14 protein-coding genes are annotated in these 14717 nt (G+C 71.0%); 11 read left to right on the top strand and 3 right to left on the bottom strand.

Features of this window, described 5'->3' with window-relative positions:
• The first annotated feature begins 24 nt into the window (after positions 1 to 24).
• Complete coding sequence (locus tag IS481_RS00640; RefSeq protein WP_104357354.1) at positions 25 to 783, top strand: class II glutamine amidotransferase; 759 nt, start codon at positions 25 to 27, stop codon at positions 781 to 783.
• A 135-nt stretch (positions 784 to 918) separates the two neighbouring features.
• On the opposite strand, the gene IS481_RS00635 is transcribed toward IS481_RS00640, so the two are convergent.
• Entirely contained in the window at positions 919 to 1902 is a 984-nt protein-coding gene (locus tag IS481_RS00635) for a porin (protein ID WP_104357353.1), read from the bottom strand.
• 213 nt (positions 1903 to 2115) lie between these two features.
• Between IS481_RS00635 and IS481_RS00630 the strand changes: the two genes are divergently transcribed.
• The 5 genes from IS481_RS00630 (at position 2116) to IS481_RS00610 (ending at position 8070) form a co-directional block, all read left to right on the top strand.
• A complete protein-coding gene (locus IS481_RS00630; protein ID WP_104357480.1) occupies positions 2116 to 2616 on the top strand; it encodes a (2Fe-2S)-binding protein in 501 nt (166 codons plus the stop codon).
• The gene (locus IS481_RS00625; RefSeq protein WP_104357352.1) at positions 2613 to 4931 is read left to right on the top strand and encodes a xanthine dehydrogenase family protein molybdopterin-binding subunit; all 2319 of its coding nucleotides are present in this window, start codon (positions 2613 to 2615) and stop codon (positions 4929 to 4931) included. Before IS481_RS00630 ends, IS481_RS00625 begins: the two co-directional genes overlap by 4 nt.
• A gap of 156 nt (positions 4932 to 5087) precedes the next feature.
• Positions 5088 to 5822, top strand: coding sequence for an aspartate/glutamate racemase family protein (locus tag IS481_RS00620; protein ID WP_104357351.1), 735 nt, complete (start codon positions 5088 to 5090; stop codon positions 5820 to 5822).
• 80 nt (positions 5823 to 5902) lie between these two features.
• Positions 5903 to 7285 carry an NCS1 family transporter gene (locus tag IS481_RS00615; RefSeq protein WP_104357350.1) on the top strand — a complete coding sequence of 461 codons (1383 nt, stop codon included), beginning with the start codon at positions 5903 to 5905 and terminating at the stop codon, positions 7283 to 7285.
• A 50-nt stretch (positions 7286 to 7335) separates the two neighbouring features.
• The gene (locus tag IS481_RS00610) at positions 7336 to 8070 is read left to right on the top strand and encodes a GntR family transcriptional regulator (protein ID WP_104357349.1); all 735 of its coding nucleotides are present in this window, start codon (positions 7336 to 7338) and stop codon (positions 8068 to 8070) included.
• A gap of 8 nt (positions 8071 to 8078) precedes the next feature.
• Here IS481_RS00610 and pyrF read toward each other — a convergent pair whose 3' ends face one another.
• Positions 8079 to 8924: an orotidine-5'-phosphate decarboxylase gene (gene pyrF / locus IS481_RS00605; protein WP_194963322.1), complete on the bottom strand. Its 846-nt coding sequence runs from the start codon at positions 8922 to 8924 to the stop codon at positions 8079 to 8081.
• A 94-nt stretch (positions 8925 to 9018) separates the two neighbouring features.
• On the opposite strand from pyrF, the gene IS481_RS00600 reads away from it, so the two are divergent.
• On the top strand, positions 9019 to 9741 hold the full coding sequence (locus IS481_RS00600; RefSeq protein ID WP_104357348.1) for a FadR/GntR family transcriptional regulator: 723 nt from the start codon (positions 9019 to 9021) through the stop codon (positions 9739 to 9741).
• Between the two features lie 10 nt (positions 9742 to 9751).
• Here IS481_RS00600 and purB read toward each other — a convergent pair whose 3' ends face one another.
• Positions 9752 to 11125 (bottom strand): adenylosuccinate lyase, encoded by a 1374-nt coding sequence (gene purB, locus IS481_RS00595; RefSeq protein WP_104357478.1) that lies wholly within the window; start codon positions 11123 to 11125, stop codon positions 9752 to 9754.
• A 192-nt stretch (positions 11126 to 11317) separates the two neighbouring features.
• Here purB and IS481_RS00590 point away from each other — a divergent pair, with 192 nt between their 5' ends.
• The 4 genes from IS481_RS00590 (at position 11318) to metW (ending at position 14666) form a co-directional block, all read left to right on the top strand.
• On the top strand, positions 11318 to 11938 hold the full coding sequence (locus IS481_RS00590; protein WP_104357347.1) for a glutathione S-transferase N-terminal domain-containing protein: 621 nt from the start codon (positions 11318 to 11320) through the stop codon (positions 11936 to 11938).
• 112 nt (positions 11939 to 12050) lie between these two features.
• Positions 12051 to 12800: a YecA/YgfB family protein gene (locus IS481_RS00585; RefSeq protein ID WP_165908728.1), complete on the top strand. Its 750-nt coding sequence runs from the start codon at positions 12051 to 12053 to the stop codon at positions 12798 to 12800.
• A 142-nt stretch (positions 12801 to 12942) separates the two neighbouring features.
• On the top strand, positions 12943 to 14085 hold the full coding sequence (gene metX / locus IS481_RS00580) for a homoserine O-succinyltransferase MetX (RefSeq protein ID WP_104357346.1): 1143 nt from the start codon (positions 12943 to 12945) through the stop codon (positions 14083 to 14085).
• Complete coding sequence (gene metW / locus IS481_RS00575) at positions 14082 to 14666, top strand: methionine biosynthesis protein MetW (protein WP_104357345.1); 585 nt, start codon at positions 14082 to 14084, stop codon at positions 14664 to 14666. The genes metX and metW overlap by 4 nt, the downstream gene beginning before the upstream one ends.
• Positions 14667 to 14717 lie beyond the last annotated feature (51 nt).

The following is a 14717-nucleotide window of genomic DNA, read 5'->3' as shown; positions in this document are numbered from 1 at the left end:
TGCGACTTCCCGTTTCCGCCCGCCATGTGCCAGCTGCTCGGCATGAACTGCAACACCCCGACGGACATCGTGTTCAGCTTCACGGGGTTCGCGCACCGCTCGCAGGAGCATGCCGACGGCTTCGGCATCGCGTTCTTCGAAGGCGCCGGCGTGCGGCTGTTCGTCGATCACCAGGCCGCGCTGCACTCGCCGGTGGCCGAGCTGGTGCGCCGCTACCCGATCAAGAGCACCAACGTCATCGCCCACATCCGCAAGGCCACGCAGGGCCGGGTCGCGCTGGAGAACTGCCACCCGTTCGTGCGCGAGCTGTGGGGTCGCTACTGGGTGTTCGCGCACAACGGCGACCTCAAGGGCTTCTCGCCGCGGCTGCACGCCGCGTTCCGCCCGGTGGGCGACACCGACAGCGAGCTGGCGTTCTGCTGGCTGATGCAGGAGCTGGCCAAGAACCACGCCTCGGTGCCCACGCCCGAGCAGCTGACCGAGACGCTGCGCGAGCTGGTGCCGGTGGTCTCGAAGCACGGCACCTTCAACTTCATGCTCAGCAACGGGCACGCGCTGTGGGCGCACTGCTCGACACGGCTGCACTACCTGGTGCGCCAGCACCCGTTCAGCACGGCACGCCTGCAGGACGAGGACATGACGGTGAACTTCGCCGAGGTCACCACGCCGCAGGACCGGGTCGCGGTGATCGTGACCGAGCCGCTGACCGCGAACGAGACCTGGGTGCCGTTCGCGCCGGGCGAGATCAAGGCCTTCCTGGACGGGCAGCTGCTCGCGACCTGAGCGCCGGCCCGGCGCCGCGGCGTGCGCATGCGCGACCGCCTGGCCGCCCGTGCGGGGGCACGGGGGGCCAGGCGGCATGCAGGGTGCGGCGGCCGCCCGCATCCAGGGGATGCCGGGCCGCCGCACGGGGTCACGTCAGAAGCGGTGACGCACCCCGACCGCGAAGGTGTTGCCCTTGTCCAGGCCGGTGGCCTTGTCGTACATGTACACGGCGTACAGGTCGGTGCGCTTGGACAGGAAGTAGTCGTAGCCCAGCGAGAAGGTCTTGACCTTCACGTCGGCCTCGTCGGCGTTCTGCTGGCCGTAGGAGGCCAGCACCGAGCCGCCGGCCAGCGGCACCGTGGCGCCCACCTGGACCATCTTGTACTTCTCGTCGGCCGCGTCGTCCTTGGTCTGGCCGTACTGGGCGTACAGCTTGGCGACCTCGAAGTCGTAGCTGCCGCTGACCAGCAGGTTGGTCTGGTCGGCCGCGCCGATGGCTTCCTTCTCGTAGACCAGGCCGGCGGCCAGCGGGCCGGCGGCATACAGCACGCTCGCGGCGTAGCTGTTGCTGCCGCCGGCGGCTTCCTTCATCGAGGCCTGCAGCGTGCCGCTCAGGCCGTTGAAGTTCGGCGTCGTGTAGAGGATGGAGTTCGTCCAGGCCGTGCCGCCCGCCGACACCGCGTAGGGCGCGGCGGTCGAATACAGGAAGCGCATCGTCGGCGAGAACGTCATCGAGCTCGAGAACGGGTTGAACATCAGGCCCTGCACGAACATCGAGGTCGTGTTGTGGCCGAGGAACACGTTGCCGAAGCTGCCACCCAGGCCGACGTTGGCCTGGCGATCCCAGAACGTGCGGCCGATCGCCGCGCCGGTGTCCGCCGCCAGGAAGGCCTCCAGGTTGAACATGGCCTTCAGGCCGCCGCCCAGGTCTTCCGTGCCCTTGAAGGCGAAGAAGCTGGTGGTCATGCGGCCGCTCTCGGCGCGGGTGAGGCGATCGGCGCCGCTGTTCTGGAACGAGCCGACGGACATGTCGATCAGCCCGTACAGCTGGACGCTCGATTGCGCATGTGCGCCGAACGCGCCGAGGGCGAGGCAGGCCGCGGCAGCGCGTGCCACGACGGTATGGCAGAACTTCATGCAGGGATCTCCAGTGCGTGTTGAGGGAACGGGCGGGCCTGTAAGCAAATGTCGGACCACGGGGTGGCACGGTGGCGTGCACCGAAATCGCGCCGGGCGTGCAGCATTTCTGTGCACGGCCGGTCGCGACACCCCGGCCCGGGGGCATCGCGGGCGACAATCGCCCCCCGGCCTGCGCGCAGCGGCCGCCCGAAGCCTGGAGAATCAATGCCGATGGAGCTCGACATCAACGGACAACGCCACTGGGTGCGCGACGACCTCGTCGATCCGGCCATGCCGCTGCTGTGGGTGCTGCGCGACGTGCTGGAGCTGACCGGCACCAAGTTCGGCTGCGGCATCGGCGCCTGCGGGGCCTGCACGGTGCACGTCGACGGCCAGCCGGTACGGTCCTGCGTGACGCCGGTGTCGGCCGTCGAGGGCCGGTCGGTCCGCACCATCGAGGGCCTGGGCATGCCGCCCGAGCGCCACGTGCTGCAGCGCGCCTGGATCGAACACCAGGTGCCGCAATGCGGCTACTGCCAGTCCGGCATGCTGATGGCCGCCGCCGCCCTGCTGGCACGCGAACCCGACCCGACCGACGCGCAGATCGACGCGGCGATCACCAACCTGTGCCGCTGCGGCACCTATCCGCGCGTGCGCGCCGCGATCAAGAGCGCCGCGGCCGAATTGCGCTCGCCCGGCCGCAGCCGGCGCTACCTGCCGGGGCAGCCATGAAGCGGCGCACCTTCCTGCTCAGCGCCGCCGGCACCGGCGGGGCCCTGGTGGTCGGCTGGGGCCTGCTGCCGCCACGCAGCCGGCTGGGCAGCCGCAACAGCCTGCCGGTGCGCGACGGCCAGGTGGGGCTGAACGGCTGGATCAAGATCGACCGGCGCGGCCGGGTCATCCTGGCGATGCACCGCAGCGAGATGGGCCAGGGCGTGCACACCGCGCTGCCGATGCTGGTGGCCGAGGAGCTGGACGTGCCGCTGGACCAGGTGCTGCTCGAGCCGGCCGGGCCCGAGAGCATCTACGGCAACGTCGCGATGTTCGTCGGCAGCCTGCCCATCCACCCGGCCGAGCGCGAACCGGACCACGGGAGCGCCGCGGTGCGACTCACCGAGTGGATGGTGACCAAGCTGGCGCGCGAGATGGGCATCAACGTCACCGGCGGTTCCAGCAGCGTGGCCGATGCCTGGGACGTGCTGCGCACCGCCGCGGCCACCGCGCGCGCGCAACTGCTCGGGGCAGCCGCGCTGCAATGGCGGCTGCCCGTCGACGAGCTGCGCATCATCGACGGCGTGATCAGCCATGCCTCGGGGCCCAGCGCGCACTTCGGCGAGCTGGCACGCCGGGCCGCCGCCCTGTCGGTCTCGGAGGTGCGGGTCAAGCCGCCGCAGACCTGGCGGCTGATCGGCCGCAGCGCGCCGCGCACCGACGTGCCGGCCAAGGTCGACGGCAGCGCCCGCTACGGCATCGACGTGCGCCTGCCCGGGATGCGCTATGCGGCCGTGCGCATGTGCCCGATGCTGGGCGGCAGCCCGGGCCGGATCGGCGTCGACGAGGCGCTGCGCCGCCCGGGCGTCGAGCGCGTCGTGCGCCTGGGGCCGATCGCCGGGTCCACCGCCGGCGTCGCGGTGGTGGCGCGCACCTACTGGCATGCGCTGCAGGCCGTCGACGCGATGCCGGTCGAATGGCGCGCGCCGCCGCACGACCCGCAGCGCGGGCTGCTCGACAGCAGCGCCATCGCCGCCGCGCTGGAGCAGGCGGCGCGCCAGGCCCTGGCCGAAGACGGCGGCCACGCCTTCCACCGCCGCGGCGACGTGGCGCGCGCCGAGCAGGGTGCGGCCCGCGTCGTCGAGCAGGTCTACCACGCACCCTACCTGGCGCACGCGACGATGGAGCCGATCAACTGCACCGCGCGCGTGCAGGACGGCCAGGTCGAGGTGTGGGCCCCGACGCAGGTGCCCACGCTGGCGCGGCAGGTCGCCGCGCGCGTGGCCGGCGTGCCGCCGGAGCGCGTGACGGTGCACGTGACGCTCGTCGGCGGCGGCTTCGGGCGGCGGCTGGAGGTCGACCACGTGGGGCAGGCGGTGCGCGTCGCGATGGAGACGGGCGGCAAGCCCGTGCAGCTGATCTGGCCGCGCGAGGAAGACCTGATGCACGACTTCTACCGTCCCGCCGGCGCGGCCGTGCTGCGCGCGGCGCTGGACGCGCAGGGGCTGCCGGTCGCGCTGCGCATCGCCAGCGCCGGCGACGCGATCACGCCACGCTGGCTGGAGCGCGGCCTGCCCGCGTTCGCCGGACCCGTCGACCTGCCCGACAAGACCGCCAGCGAGGGCCTGTTCGACCTGCCCTACCAGGTGCCGCACCAGCGCATCGCGCACGCGGCCACGCACAGCGGCGTGCCGGTCGGCTACTGGCGCTCGGTGGGCCACTCGCACAACGCCTTCTTCAGCGAATCCTTCATCGACGAGCTGGCCTTCGAGGCGCGCCAGGACCCGGTGGCCTATCGCCTGGCGCTGCTGCGCGACAAGCCGCGCCACCAGGCGGTGCTGCGGCTGGCCGCAGAGCGCGCCGGCTGGGACCGCCCGCCCCCGCCCGGGCGCGCGCGCGGCGTCGCACTGCACGAGAGCTTCGGCTCCATCGTGGCCGAGGTGGTCGAGGTCTCGGCCCGGCAGGGCCGCCCGCAGGTGCACCGCGTGGTCTGCGCGATCGACTGCGGCGCGGTGGTCAACCCCGGCATCGTCGCGCAGCAGATGGAAAGCGGCGTGATCTTCGGGCTGAGCGCCGCGCTGCACGGGCGCATCGACATCCGCGGCGGCATCGTGCAGCAACGTAACTACCCCGACCACCCGGTGCTGACGCTGGCCGACACGCCGGTGATCGAGACCCACATCGTGCGCAGCCAGCGCGCCCCGGGCGGGGTGGGCGAGCCGGGCACGCCGCCGGTCGCCCCGGCGCTGGCCAATGCCTGGTTCGCGCTGACCGGGCAGCGCCTGCGCCGCCTGCCGCTGCTGGGCGCCGCGTCGGCCCCGCACCCCGGCAACTGAGCCGTCCCCCGTCGCGGCCTGCGCCGCGCGGGGGTAAACCCCGACCCGCCATCGCTTGGACGGCATCCAATTGCGCCCTATAGTTGTATACAAAACAAGGGTGCAATCCAGCCACCTGCCGCGCCGCACCCTCCCTTGCGTTTCCTCGTTCCCTCCATGCACATCCGCATCATCAACCCCAACACCACCGCCAGCATGACCGCGACGATCGGCGAGGCCGCGCAGCGCGTCGCCGCGCCCGGCACCCGCATCAGCGCCACCCAGCCCGAGCACGGGCCGGTGTCGATCGAGGGCCACTTCGACGAGGCCGTCAGCGCGGTGGGCGTGGCCGAGACGGTGCTCGCCGGCGAGCGCGAGGGCGGCATCGATGCCTACGTGATCGCCTGCTTCGGCGACCCGGGGCTGGCCGCCGCGCGCGAGCTGACCCGCGCGCCGGTGATCGGCATCGCCGAGGCCGCCTTCCACGTCGCCACGATGATCGCCACGCGCTTCTCGGTGGTCACGACGCTGGCGCGTACCGGGATCATCGCCGAGCACCTGCTGCAGTCCTACGGCTTCGCGCACCACTGCCGCCGCGTGCGCGCCGCCGAGGTGCCGGTGCTGGACCTGGAGCGCGACCCCGACGCGGCGGTGCAGCGCATCGTCGAGGAGTGCCTGCGCGCCAAGGCCGAGGACGGCATCGGCGCGATCGTGCTCGGCTGCGGCGGCATGGCGCACATGCGCGCGCAGATCAGCGAGACCGTCGGACTGCCGGTGGTCGAGGGCGTGACCGCGGCGGTCAAGCTGGCCGAGGGCCTGGTCGGGCTGGGCCTGCAGACCAGCAAGCACGGCGACCTGGACTTCCCGCGGCCCAAGCCGTTCATCGGCCGGTACGCCCACCTCGGGACCTGAGCCCGCGGCCGGCGCACCGGCGCCGCAGTGCACACCTGCCCGGCGACGCACCGGGCCCATCACGACGAGAGGAGACAAGCATGCAAGGCGCAGAAGCACCACAGACCAAGGCCGCGGGCGAGGAATCGCTGACGCCGCAACACACCCGCATCATGGACCCCTGGTCCTACCTGATGGCCTGGCTGGGCGGATGCGTGTCCATCGGCACCTTCGCGATGGGCTCCAGCCTGGTCGGGCAGCTCAACATGCTGCAGGCCATCATCGCGATCGCGATCGGCTGCTTCGTGATCGGCGTGGCGCTGACCATCAACGGCGCGGCCGGCCACAAGTACGGCATCCCGTTCATGGTGCAGGCGCGCAGCGCCTTCGGCTTCGCCGGCACGCGCTTCCCGGGCCTGGTGCGCGCGGTGCCGGCGGTGGTGTGGTACGGCTTCCAGAGCTGGATCGGCGCCGGCGCGCTCAACGCGGTGTCGGCCACGCTGTTCGGCTTCGACAACCTGGTGGCCTGGTTCATCATCTTCCAGTTCATCCAGATCGCCCTGTCGGTCTACGGCTTCAAGGGCATCAAGTGGCTGGAGAACATCGGCAGCGCCTTCATCGTCGCCTCGCTGGTCTACATGTTCTGGTCGGTGATCGACAAGTACGGTGTCACGATCGACGAGAAGGTCACCCAGATCGAGGGCAGCTGGGGCCTGCCGTTCTGGGGCGCGACGATGCTGTTCCTCGGCATCTACAGCACGATGATGCTCAACGTCAGCGACTACTCTCGCGAACTGAAGCATGGCGTGCGTCCCGGGCCGCTGACGACCATCTACGCGATGTCGATCCTGCCGGCCACCGTGTTCATGGGCCTGATCGGGCTGATGGTCTCGGGCGCCACCGGCACCGCCGACCCGATCGCGGTGTTCTCCAACGCGGTGGACAACAAGCCGCTGCTGGTCATCACGCTGCTGTTCATCGCCTTCGCGCAGGTCACCACCAACGTGCTGAACAACGTGGTGCCGCCGGCCTACGTGCTGATGGACGTGTTCAAGCTGCCGTTCAAGGCCTCGGCGGTGCTGGTCGGCCTGCTGGCCTTCTGCACCTTCCCCTGGGTGCTGGTGAAGGACGAATCGGCCGTCGGGCTGCAGATCTTCGTGCAGACCTATTCGGCCTTCCTCGGCCCGATCTTCGCGGTGCTGGTGGTCGACTACTACATCCTGCGCCGCCGCACGCTGCAGGTGGAGCGCTTCTACGACGAGCAGGGCCCGTACCGCGGCGTGAACTGGGCGGGCATCGTCGCCTCGGTGGTCGGTGCGGCGGTGGCGCTGTCGTTCTCGGCGGTCTCCTGGTACGCCAGCCTGATCCCGGCCGGGCTGACCTACTACCTGCTGATGAAGCACTGGGCGCCCGCGCGCCGCTTCCTGGACGACGCCCCGCCGGCCGCGCCGGTGGGCGTGCAGGGCGTCACGCGCGCCGGCTGAGCGGCGCGAGGCAGGCCGGGGTGGCCGGTGGCACTGCCTAGAATGCCGGCATGCCACGCAAGAAGAGCACCGCGCCTGCCCCTGCGCCCGCCGCAGGCGCGCAGGGAGCCCAGGGCGCCTCGGTCGAGCGCATCGCGCAGGACATTGCCGCGGCCATCGTCGAGAAGCGCCTGCCACCCGGCACCTGGCTGCGCGAGGAGGCGCTCGGGCGCGTCTACGCGGTCAGCCGCACCAAGGTGCGCGCCGCGCTGCTGATGCTGGCCAAGGACAAGCTGGTCGAGACCATCCCCGACAAGGGCACCTTCGTCAGCCAGCCCAGCGTGCAGGAAGCGCGCGAGGTGTTCTCGGTGCGCCGCGTGCTGGAAAGCGAGGTGGTGCGGCTGTTCGTCGCCCGCGCCACCGCGCGCGACTACGACGTGCTGGAGCAGCACATCCGCTTCGAGCGCTCGACGCTGCAGTCGCCCGCCGCGGGCACGGTGCAGGAGAAGCTGCTCGGCGACTTCCATGTGGTGCTGGCCGAGCTGACCGGGCACAAGGTGCTGAGCGAACTGGTGCGCGAGCTGGTCGCGCGCAGTTCGCTGATCGCGATGCTCTACCAGTCCACCAACGACCCGCACTGCTCGTCGGACGAGCACGCCGAGTTCCTGCGCGTGTGCCGCAGCGGCGACGCCGACGCCGCGGTGCGCTGCATGCTGGAGCACCTGCAGCGCGTCGAAGCCAGCCTGCAGCTCGAAGCCGGCCCGCCGCGCCGCCAGCTGGACCTGGTCAAGGCCCTGCTGCTCTGACCCCGGCGTCAGCCGCGCCGCGCGGCGTTGAGCTCGTCGCGCGTGGCCTGCGCCGCCTGGCGCGCTGCCGCGGCGAAGTCCGCGCCGCTGCCGGCATAGAGCACCGCGCGCGAGGAGTTGACGATCACCAGGCCCGTGGGCGTGCCGTCGGCCGCGCAGCGGTAGCCGGCGCGCACCGTCGCGCGCGCGTCGCCGCCCTGCGCGCCCACGCCGGGGATCAGCAGCGGCACGGTGGGCGCCAGCTCGCGCACGCGGGCAATCTCGTCCGGATAGGTCGCGCCGACCACCAGGCCCAGCTGGCCGTTGGTGTTCCACGGCCCCTGCGCGAGGGCGGCCAGGTGCTCGTAGACGCGCGGCTGGCCCTCGACGTCGGCCAGGCGCCGGTTCTGCAGGTCCGAGCCGCCCGGGTTGGAGGTGCGGCACAGCAGGATGGCCCCCTTGCCGGGGTAGCGCAGGTAGGGCTCGACCGAGTCGAAGCCCATGAAGGGCGACAGCGTCACCGCGTCGGCGCCGTAGCGCACGAACGCCTCCCTGGCGTACTGCTCGGCGGTGGAGCCGATGTCGCCGCGCTTGGCATCCAGGATCACCGGCACCTTGGGCGCGACCGCGCGGATGTGCGCCATCAGCTTCTCGAGCTGCGCCTCGGCCCCGTGGGCGGCGAAGTAGGCGATCTGCGGCTTGAACGCGATCACCAGGTCCCGGGTGGCATCGACGATCGCGGTGCAGAAGTCGAAGATGCGCGCCGGATCGTCCTTCCAGGCGCCGGGGAAACGCGCCGGCTCTGGGTCCAGGCCCACGCACAGCAGGGAATCGTTCAGGCGCTCGGCCTGGCGCAGCATGTCGATGAAGTCCATCCCGGCATTCTATTGAGCCGGCATTCAGCTCGCCGTACGCAGGGGGGCCCTAGAATCATCCGATCAATTCGACTGCCTCACGATGACCCGTCCGATGAACCCCGTTTCCGCTTCGGCTCCGACGCGGCGTTCGCTGGTCGACGTCGCGGTCGAGAAGATGCGCGAGCGCCTGGAGCGCGGCGAGTGGCGCGTCGGCGCGCGCATTCCCGTGGAGACCGAGCTGGCCGCACAGCTGGACGTGGGCCGCAACACGGTGCGCGAGGCGGTGCGCGTGCTGGCCTACAGCGGGGTGCTGGAGGTGCGCCAGGGCGACGGCACCTACGTGCGCTCGGCGGTGGACGCGAGCGACGTGCCACACGAGCTCAGCCGCGCGACGCTGCGCGAGCACCTGGAGGTGCGCGCGATGCTGGAGGTGGAAGCGGCACGCCTGGCCGCGCGCCGGCGCACGCCGGAAGACCTGGAGGCGATCCGCGCCGCGCTGCTGCTGCGCGGCGAGCGCCTGAACCGGCGCCGGCCCAGCGTGTTCGTCGAGCACGACCTGGCCTTCCACCGCGCGGTGGTCGCCGCCGCGCACAACGCGGCGCTGGCCAAGCTCTACCAGTTCTTCGAGCGCGCGGTGCGCTCCACCGTGCGCGCGACGCTGGAGCTCAAGGGCCTGCCCGAGCCGGACTACCCCGCCCACGTCGCGGTGTGCGAGGCGATCGCGCGGCGCAACGAGCAGGCGGCGGTGGAGGCCGCCCGCGCGCTGCTGCAGCCCATCCTCGATTCGCTGGACCCGGTGCCGGCGCCGCCGCCCGCGCCGAAGCGCGGGCGCTGAGGCGGCGGCCTCAGCCGCCGATGCGGCGCGCCAGCTCGGCCGCGCGGCCGGTGTAGCTCGCCGGGGTCAGCGCGGCGAGGCGCTCCTTCTCGTGCTGCGGCAGCTCCAGCGTCTGGATGAACTGCTGGATCGCCTCGCGCGTGATGGCCTTGCCGCGCGTGAGCTCCTTCAGGCGCTCGTACGGGTTGGGCAGGCCGTAGCGGCGCATCACGGTCTGGATGGGTTCGGCCAGCACTTCCCAGGCCGCCTCCAGGTCCGCGGCCAGCGCGGCCTCGTTGACCTCCAGCTTGTCCAGGCCGCGCGAGAGCGAGTCGTAGCCCAGCACCGCGTAGCCCAGCGCCACGCCCATGTTGCGCAGCACGGTGGAGTCGGTCAGGTCGCGCTGCCAGCGGCTGATCGGCAGCTTCTGCGACAGGTGGGTCAGCACCGCGTTGGCCAGGCCGAAGTTGCCTTCGGCGTTCTCGAAGTCGATCGGGTTGACCTTGTGCGGCATGGTCGACGAGCCGATCTCGCCGGCCTTGGTGCGCTGCTTGAAGTAGCCCAGGCTGATGTAGCCCCACACGTCGCGCGACCAGTCGATCAGGATGGTGTTGGCGCGCGTGACCGCGTCGAACAGCTCGGCCATGTAGTCGTGCGGCTCGATCTGGATCGTGTACGGGTTGAAGGTCAGGCCCAGCTGCTGCTCGACCACGCGGCGCGAGAAGGCCTCCCAGTCGAACTCGGGCCAGGCCGCCAGGTGCGCGTTGTAGTTGCCCACCGCGCCGTTCATCTTGGCCAGCAGGGCCACGCCCGCAATGCGCTCTCGCGCGGTGCGCAGGCGCGCCACGACGTTGGCGATTTCCTTGCCGACGGTGGTGGGGCTGGCGGTCTGGCCGTGGGTGCGGCTGAGCATCGGGATCGCGGCCAGCTCGTGCGCCATCGCGGTGAGCTTGGCAACCAGGCGGTCGAGGGCCGGCAACAGCACGGTCTCGCGCGCGGCCTTGAGCATCAGCGCATGCGAGGTGTTGTTGATGTCCTCGCTGGTGCAGGCGAAGTGCACGAACTCGCCGGCGGCCTGCAGCTCGGGGTGGCCTTCGAAGCGCGACTTGATCCAGTACTCGACCGCCTTGACGTCGTGGTTGGTGGTCTTCTCGATGTCCTTGATCGCCTGCGCGTCGGCGGCGGAGAAGTTGCTCACCAGCGCGCGCAGGTACTGGCGCGAGGCCTCGGACAGCGGCTTGAACTCGGCGAAGCCGGCGTCGGACAGCGCGATGAACCACTCGACCTCGACCTGCACGCGGCGATGCATGAGGCCGAATTCGCTCAGCAGCGGACGAAGCGCCGCGACCTTGGCGGCATAGCGGCCGTCGAGCGGCGACAGCGCGGTGAGGGGGGAGAAATCCATCATGGCGATACCGGCCGGGCGGCCGGACGGTTGAGGGGCAAAGAGACGCAGATTTTAGGTCCTGGGCAGGGACCGGCCCGGGATGGCACGGCCTGACGCAGGGCGTGCGCGGGTGCTCTCCCCCCTGGATCGGGCCCCGGTGCCCCCTGGCGACAACCCCTAGAATCGGCCCCACACCTTCGCTGTGACACCATGAAACTGATCGGATCGCTGACCAGCCCCTACGTGCGCAAGGTGCGCATCGTGATGGCAGAGAAGAGGCTGGATTACAAGTTCGAACTCGAGAACGTCTGGGCTCCCGATTCCCGCATCGGCGACGCCAACCCCCTGGGCAAGGTCCCCTGCCTCGTGATGGAAGGCGGCGAGGCGGTGTTCGATTCGCGCGTCATCGTCGAGTACGTCGACACCCTGTCGCCGGTGCAGCGCCTGATTCCCGCCAGCGGCCGCGAGCGCGTCGAGGTGCGTACCTGGGAAGCGCTGGCCGACGGCGTGCTCGATGCGGCCGTGCTGGCCCGCCTGGAACGCACCTGGCCCGGCCGCAGCGACGCGCAGCGCTGCGAGGCCTGGGTCGAGCGCCAGATGCAGAAGATCCACGCCGGGGTCAAGGCGATGAGCCTCGGCCTGGGCGAGCGCACCTGGTGTGCGGGCATTCACTTCACGCTGGCCGACATCGCGGTCGGTTGCGCGCTGGGCTACCTGGACTACCGCTTCCCGGCGATCGACTGGCGCCGCGATCATCCCAACCTCGCCAAGCTGTACGACAAGCTGGCGCAGCGGCCGAGCTTCGTCGACACCCAGCCGCCGCAGGACTGAGCGCACGCCGCCCGTCCATGGGCCGGGCACGCGCCGAGGCGGGCCTTTGCGGCACGTTCCGCGAGGCCGGCCGCCATGCTGAGACAATCCGGGATCGCTCCCGGACATGCCCATGAAACCTGACGTCACCCCCCTTTCCGACGACGAGCTGGACCAGCTCGAGGCGCTGCTGGCCGAACTGGCCGAGCGCAGCGAGGCGGTTCCCGACCTCGAACAGCTCGACGGCCTGCTGGCTGCCATCGCCTGCGGCCCGCGCCCGCGTCCGCCGGCCGAAGCCCTGCCGCAGGTGCTGGGCGCGCCGCTGCCGTTCGCCGACGACGCCCAGCGCGACACCGTGATGGGCCTGGTCGAGCGACGCTGGCAGGACGTGCTGCGCGCGGTCGACGCGCCGGTGCAGCGCCTGGACGACGAGCGCGCGCTCAACCCGCTGCTGACCGACTGGCAGTCCGTGCTCGAGCAGATGCCCGAGGCAGAACGCGCCAGCCTGGGCGAGGTGCCCGGCCTGGGCGCGGTGTGGGCCAGCGGCTTCCTGCAGGCGGTGGATGCCTGCGAGGACGAGTGGCTGCTGCCGGCCGACGACGAGGGCAACGAGTTCGTCGACGCCTGCCTGCAGACCTTCGAGGTGCTGGCCAGCGAGGACGCCGAGCTGCCGCCCGAGGTGCGCGAGATGAGCCGCGACGAGCGCCTGGCCGACGCGCTGTGGGCGGTCTACGACCTGCGCGACTTCTGGCGCGACCGCGCCTCGCGCCGCCCGGTGGCCACGGTGCGCAAGGCCCCCGAGCCGGGTCGCAACGACCCCTGCCCGTGCGGCAGCGGCAAGAAGTACAAGAAGTGCCACGGCGACCCGTCGCGGCAAGGCTGAACGTCCTTTCAGCCGCACGCGGCTATACTGCCGGCTTCAGCGCCGATTTGTTCCGGCTTGCGGGCGCTCAACAAATGCAGCTAAAGGGGGGCAAGCAGAACCCGGCCTCACCTTCAGTGGCGCCGGGTTTTGTTTTGCAGTCATGACATCCATCGGCCACGTCACACCCCAGTCGATGCACTTCGACGAGCCGCTGCCGCTGCGCAGCGGTGCGAGCCTGCGCGACTACACCCTGGTCTACGAGACCTACGGCACGCTCAACGCCGACCGCAGCAACGCGGTGCTGGTGTGCCACGCCCTCAATGCCTCGCACCACGTCGCCGGCACCTACGCGGGCGTGCCGAAAAGCGAAGGCTGGTGGGACAACCTGGTCGGACCGGGCAAGCCGCTCGATACCGACAAGTTCTTCGTCATCGGCATCAACAACCTGGGCTCGTGCTTCGGGTCGACCGGCCCCATGCACGTCAATCCGGCCACCGGCAAGCCCTACGGGGCCGACTTCCCGGTGGTCACCGTCGAGGACTGGGTGCTGGCCCAGTCGCGCCTGCTGGACCGCCTCGGCATCGAGCGGCTCGCCGCGGTGATCGGTGGCAGCCTGGGCGGCATGCAGGCGCTGAGCTGGACGCTGCAGTTCCCCGAGCGCATGCGCCACTGCGTCGCGATCGCCACCGCGCCCAACCTGTCGGCGCAGAACATCGCCTTCAACGAGGTGGCGCGCCGCGCCATCGTCACGGACCCGGACTTCCACGGCGGCCACTACTACGCGCACGGCGTGGTGCCCAAGCGCGGGCTGCGCGTGGCGCGCATGATCGGCCACATCACCTACCTCAGCGACGACGTGATGGAGGAGAAGTTCGGCCGCGAGCTGCGCGCGTCCGAGCTGGGCTACAGCACGCAGGAGATCGAGTTCCAGATCGAGAGCTACCTGCGCCACCAGGCCGACAAGTTCAGCGACTACTTCGACGCCAACACCTACCTGCTGATCACCCGCGCGCTGGACTACTTCGACCCGGCCGGCGAGCACGGCGGCGACCTGGCGCGCGCGATGGCCGTGGCCCGGGCGAAATTCCTCGTCATCAGCTTCACCACCGACTGGCGCTTCTCGCCGGCACGCTCGCGCGAGATCGTCAAGGCGCTGCTGGACAACCGGCGCGACGTCACCTATGCCGAGATCGACGCGCCGCACGGCCACGACGCCTTCCTGCTCGACGACCCGCGCTACCACGCCGTGGTGCGCGCCTATTTCGACCGCATCGCCCAGGAACTGCCGGGAGCCGCCGCATGAGCGAACGCAAGGACATGGAGCTGATCGCCGAGCTCGTGCCCGCGGGCTCGCGCGTGCTGGACCTGGGCTGCGGGCGCGGCGAGCTGCTGGCCTACCTGCGCGACCACAAGGGCTGCACCGGCTACGGCATCGAGATCGACGACGCCAACGTGCTGGCCTGCGTCGAGCGCGGCGTCAACGTGATCCAGCTGAACCTGGAAGAAGGCCTGTCGATCTTCGCCGACCAGAGCTTCGACGTGGTGCTGCAGCTGGAGACGCTGCAACACCTGCGCAACACCGAGTCGATGCTGCGCGAGACCGCGCGCGTCGGGCGCATCGGCATCGTCAGCTTCCCCAACTTCGCGCACTGGCCCAACCGCCTGCGCGTGATGGGCGGGCGCATGCCGGTCACCCGCGCGCTGCCCTACGAGTGGTACGACACGCCCAACATCCGCGTCGGCACCTACGCCGACTTCGAGGTGCTGGCGCGCAAGAACGGCCTGCAGGTGCTCGACGCTTTCGGCATCCAGCGCGGCCGCGTGGTGCGCTTCCGGCCCAACCTGCTGGCCAGCGTCGCGGTGTTCAAGTTCCAGCGCGGCTGACGCGCCCGATGCCTTGCCGGCACGCCCCGCAGGGTCTTGCCGGCCGGCTAC

Origin of the sequence: Caldimonas thermodepolymerans (genome assembly GCF_015476235.1) — a bacterium.
GTDB classification, from domain to species: domain Bacteria; phylum Pseudomonadota; class Gammaproteobacteria; order Burkholderiales; family Burkholderiaceae_C; genus Caldimonas; species Caldimonas thermodepolymerans.
The sequence above is the reverse complement of the archived record's forward strand: the minus strand, read 5'-3'. Positions and strand labels throughout refer to the sequence as shown.

Bases quoted from the DNA above. Each gene is read 5' to 3' on its own strand.
- IS481_RS00640 (WP_104357354.1), top strand. From the start codon at position 25: ATGTGCCAGCTGCTCGGCATGAACTGCAACACCCCGACGGACATCGTG.
- IS481_RS00635 (WP_104357353.1), bottom strand. From the start codon at position 1,902: ATGAAGTTCTGCCATACCGTCGTGGCACGCGCTGCCGCGGCCTGCCTC.
- IS481_RS00630 (WP_104357480.1), top strand. From the start codon at position 2,116: ATGGAGCTCGACATCAACGGACAACGCCACTGGGTGCGCGACGACCTC.
- IS481_RS00625 (WP_104357352.1), top strand. From the start codon at position 2,613: ATGAAGCGGCGCACCTTCCTGCTCAGCGCCGCCGGCACCGGCGGGGCC.
- IS481_RS00620 (WP_104357351.1), top strand. From the start codon at position 5,088: ATGCACATCCGCATCATCAACCCCAACACCACCGCCAGCATGACCGCG.
- IS481_RS00615 (WP_104357350.1), top strand. From the start codon at position 5,903: ATGCAAGGCGCAGAAGCACCACAGACCAAGGCCGCGGGCGAGGAATCG.
- IS481_RS00610 (WP_104357349.1), top strand. From the start codon at position 7,336: ATGCCACGCAAGAAGAGCACCGCGCCTGCCCCTGCGCCCGCCGCAGGC.
- pyrF (WP_194963322.1), bottom strand. From the start codon at position 8,924: ATGGACTTCATCGACATGCTGCGCCAGGCCGAGCGCCTGAACGATTCC.
- IS481_RS00600 (WP_104357348.1), top strand. From the start codon at position 9,019: ATGAACCCCGTTTCCGCTTCGGCTCCGACGCGGCGTTCGCTGGTCGAC.
- purB (WP_104357478.1), bottom strand. From the start codon at position 11,125: ATGGATTTCTCCCCCCTCACCGCGCTGTCGCCGCTCGACGGCCGCTAT.
- IS481_RS00590 (WP_104357347.1), top strand. From the start codon at position 11,318: ATGAAACTGATCGGATCGCTGACCAGCCCCTACGTGCGCAAGGTGCGC.
- IS481_RS00585 (WP_165908728.1), top strand. From the start codon at position 12,051: ATGAAACCTGACGTCACCCCCCTTTCCGACGACGAGCTGGACCAGCTC.
- metX (WP_104357346.1), top strand. From the start codon at position 12,943: ATGACATCCATCGGCCACGTCACACCCCAGTCGATGCACTTCGACGAG.
- metW (WP_104357345.1), top strand. From the start codon at position 14,082: ATGAGCGAACGCAAGGACATGGAGCTGATCGCCGAGCTCGTGCCCGCG.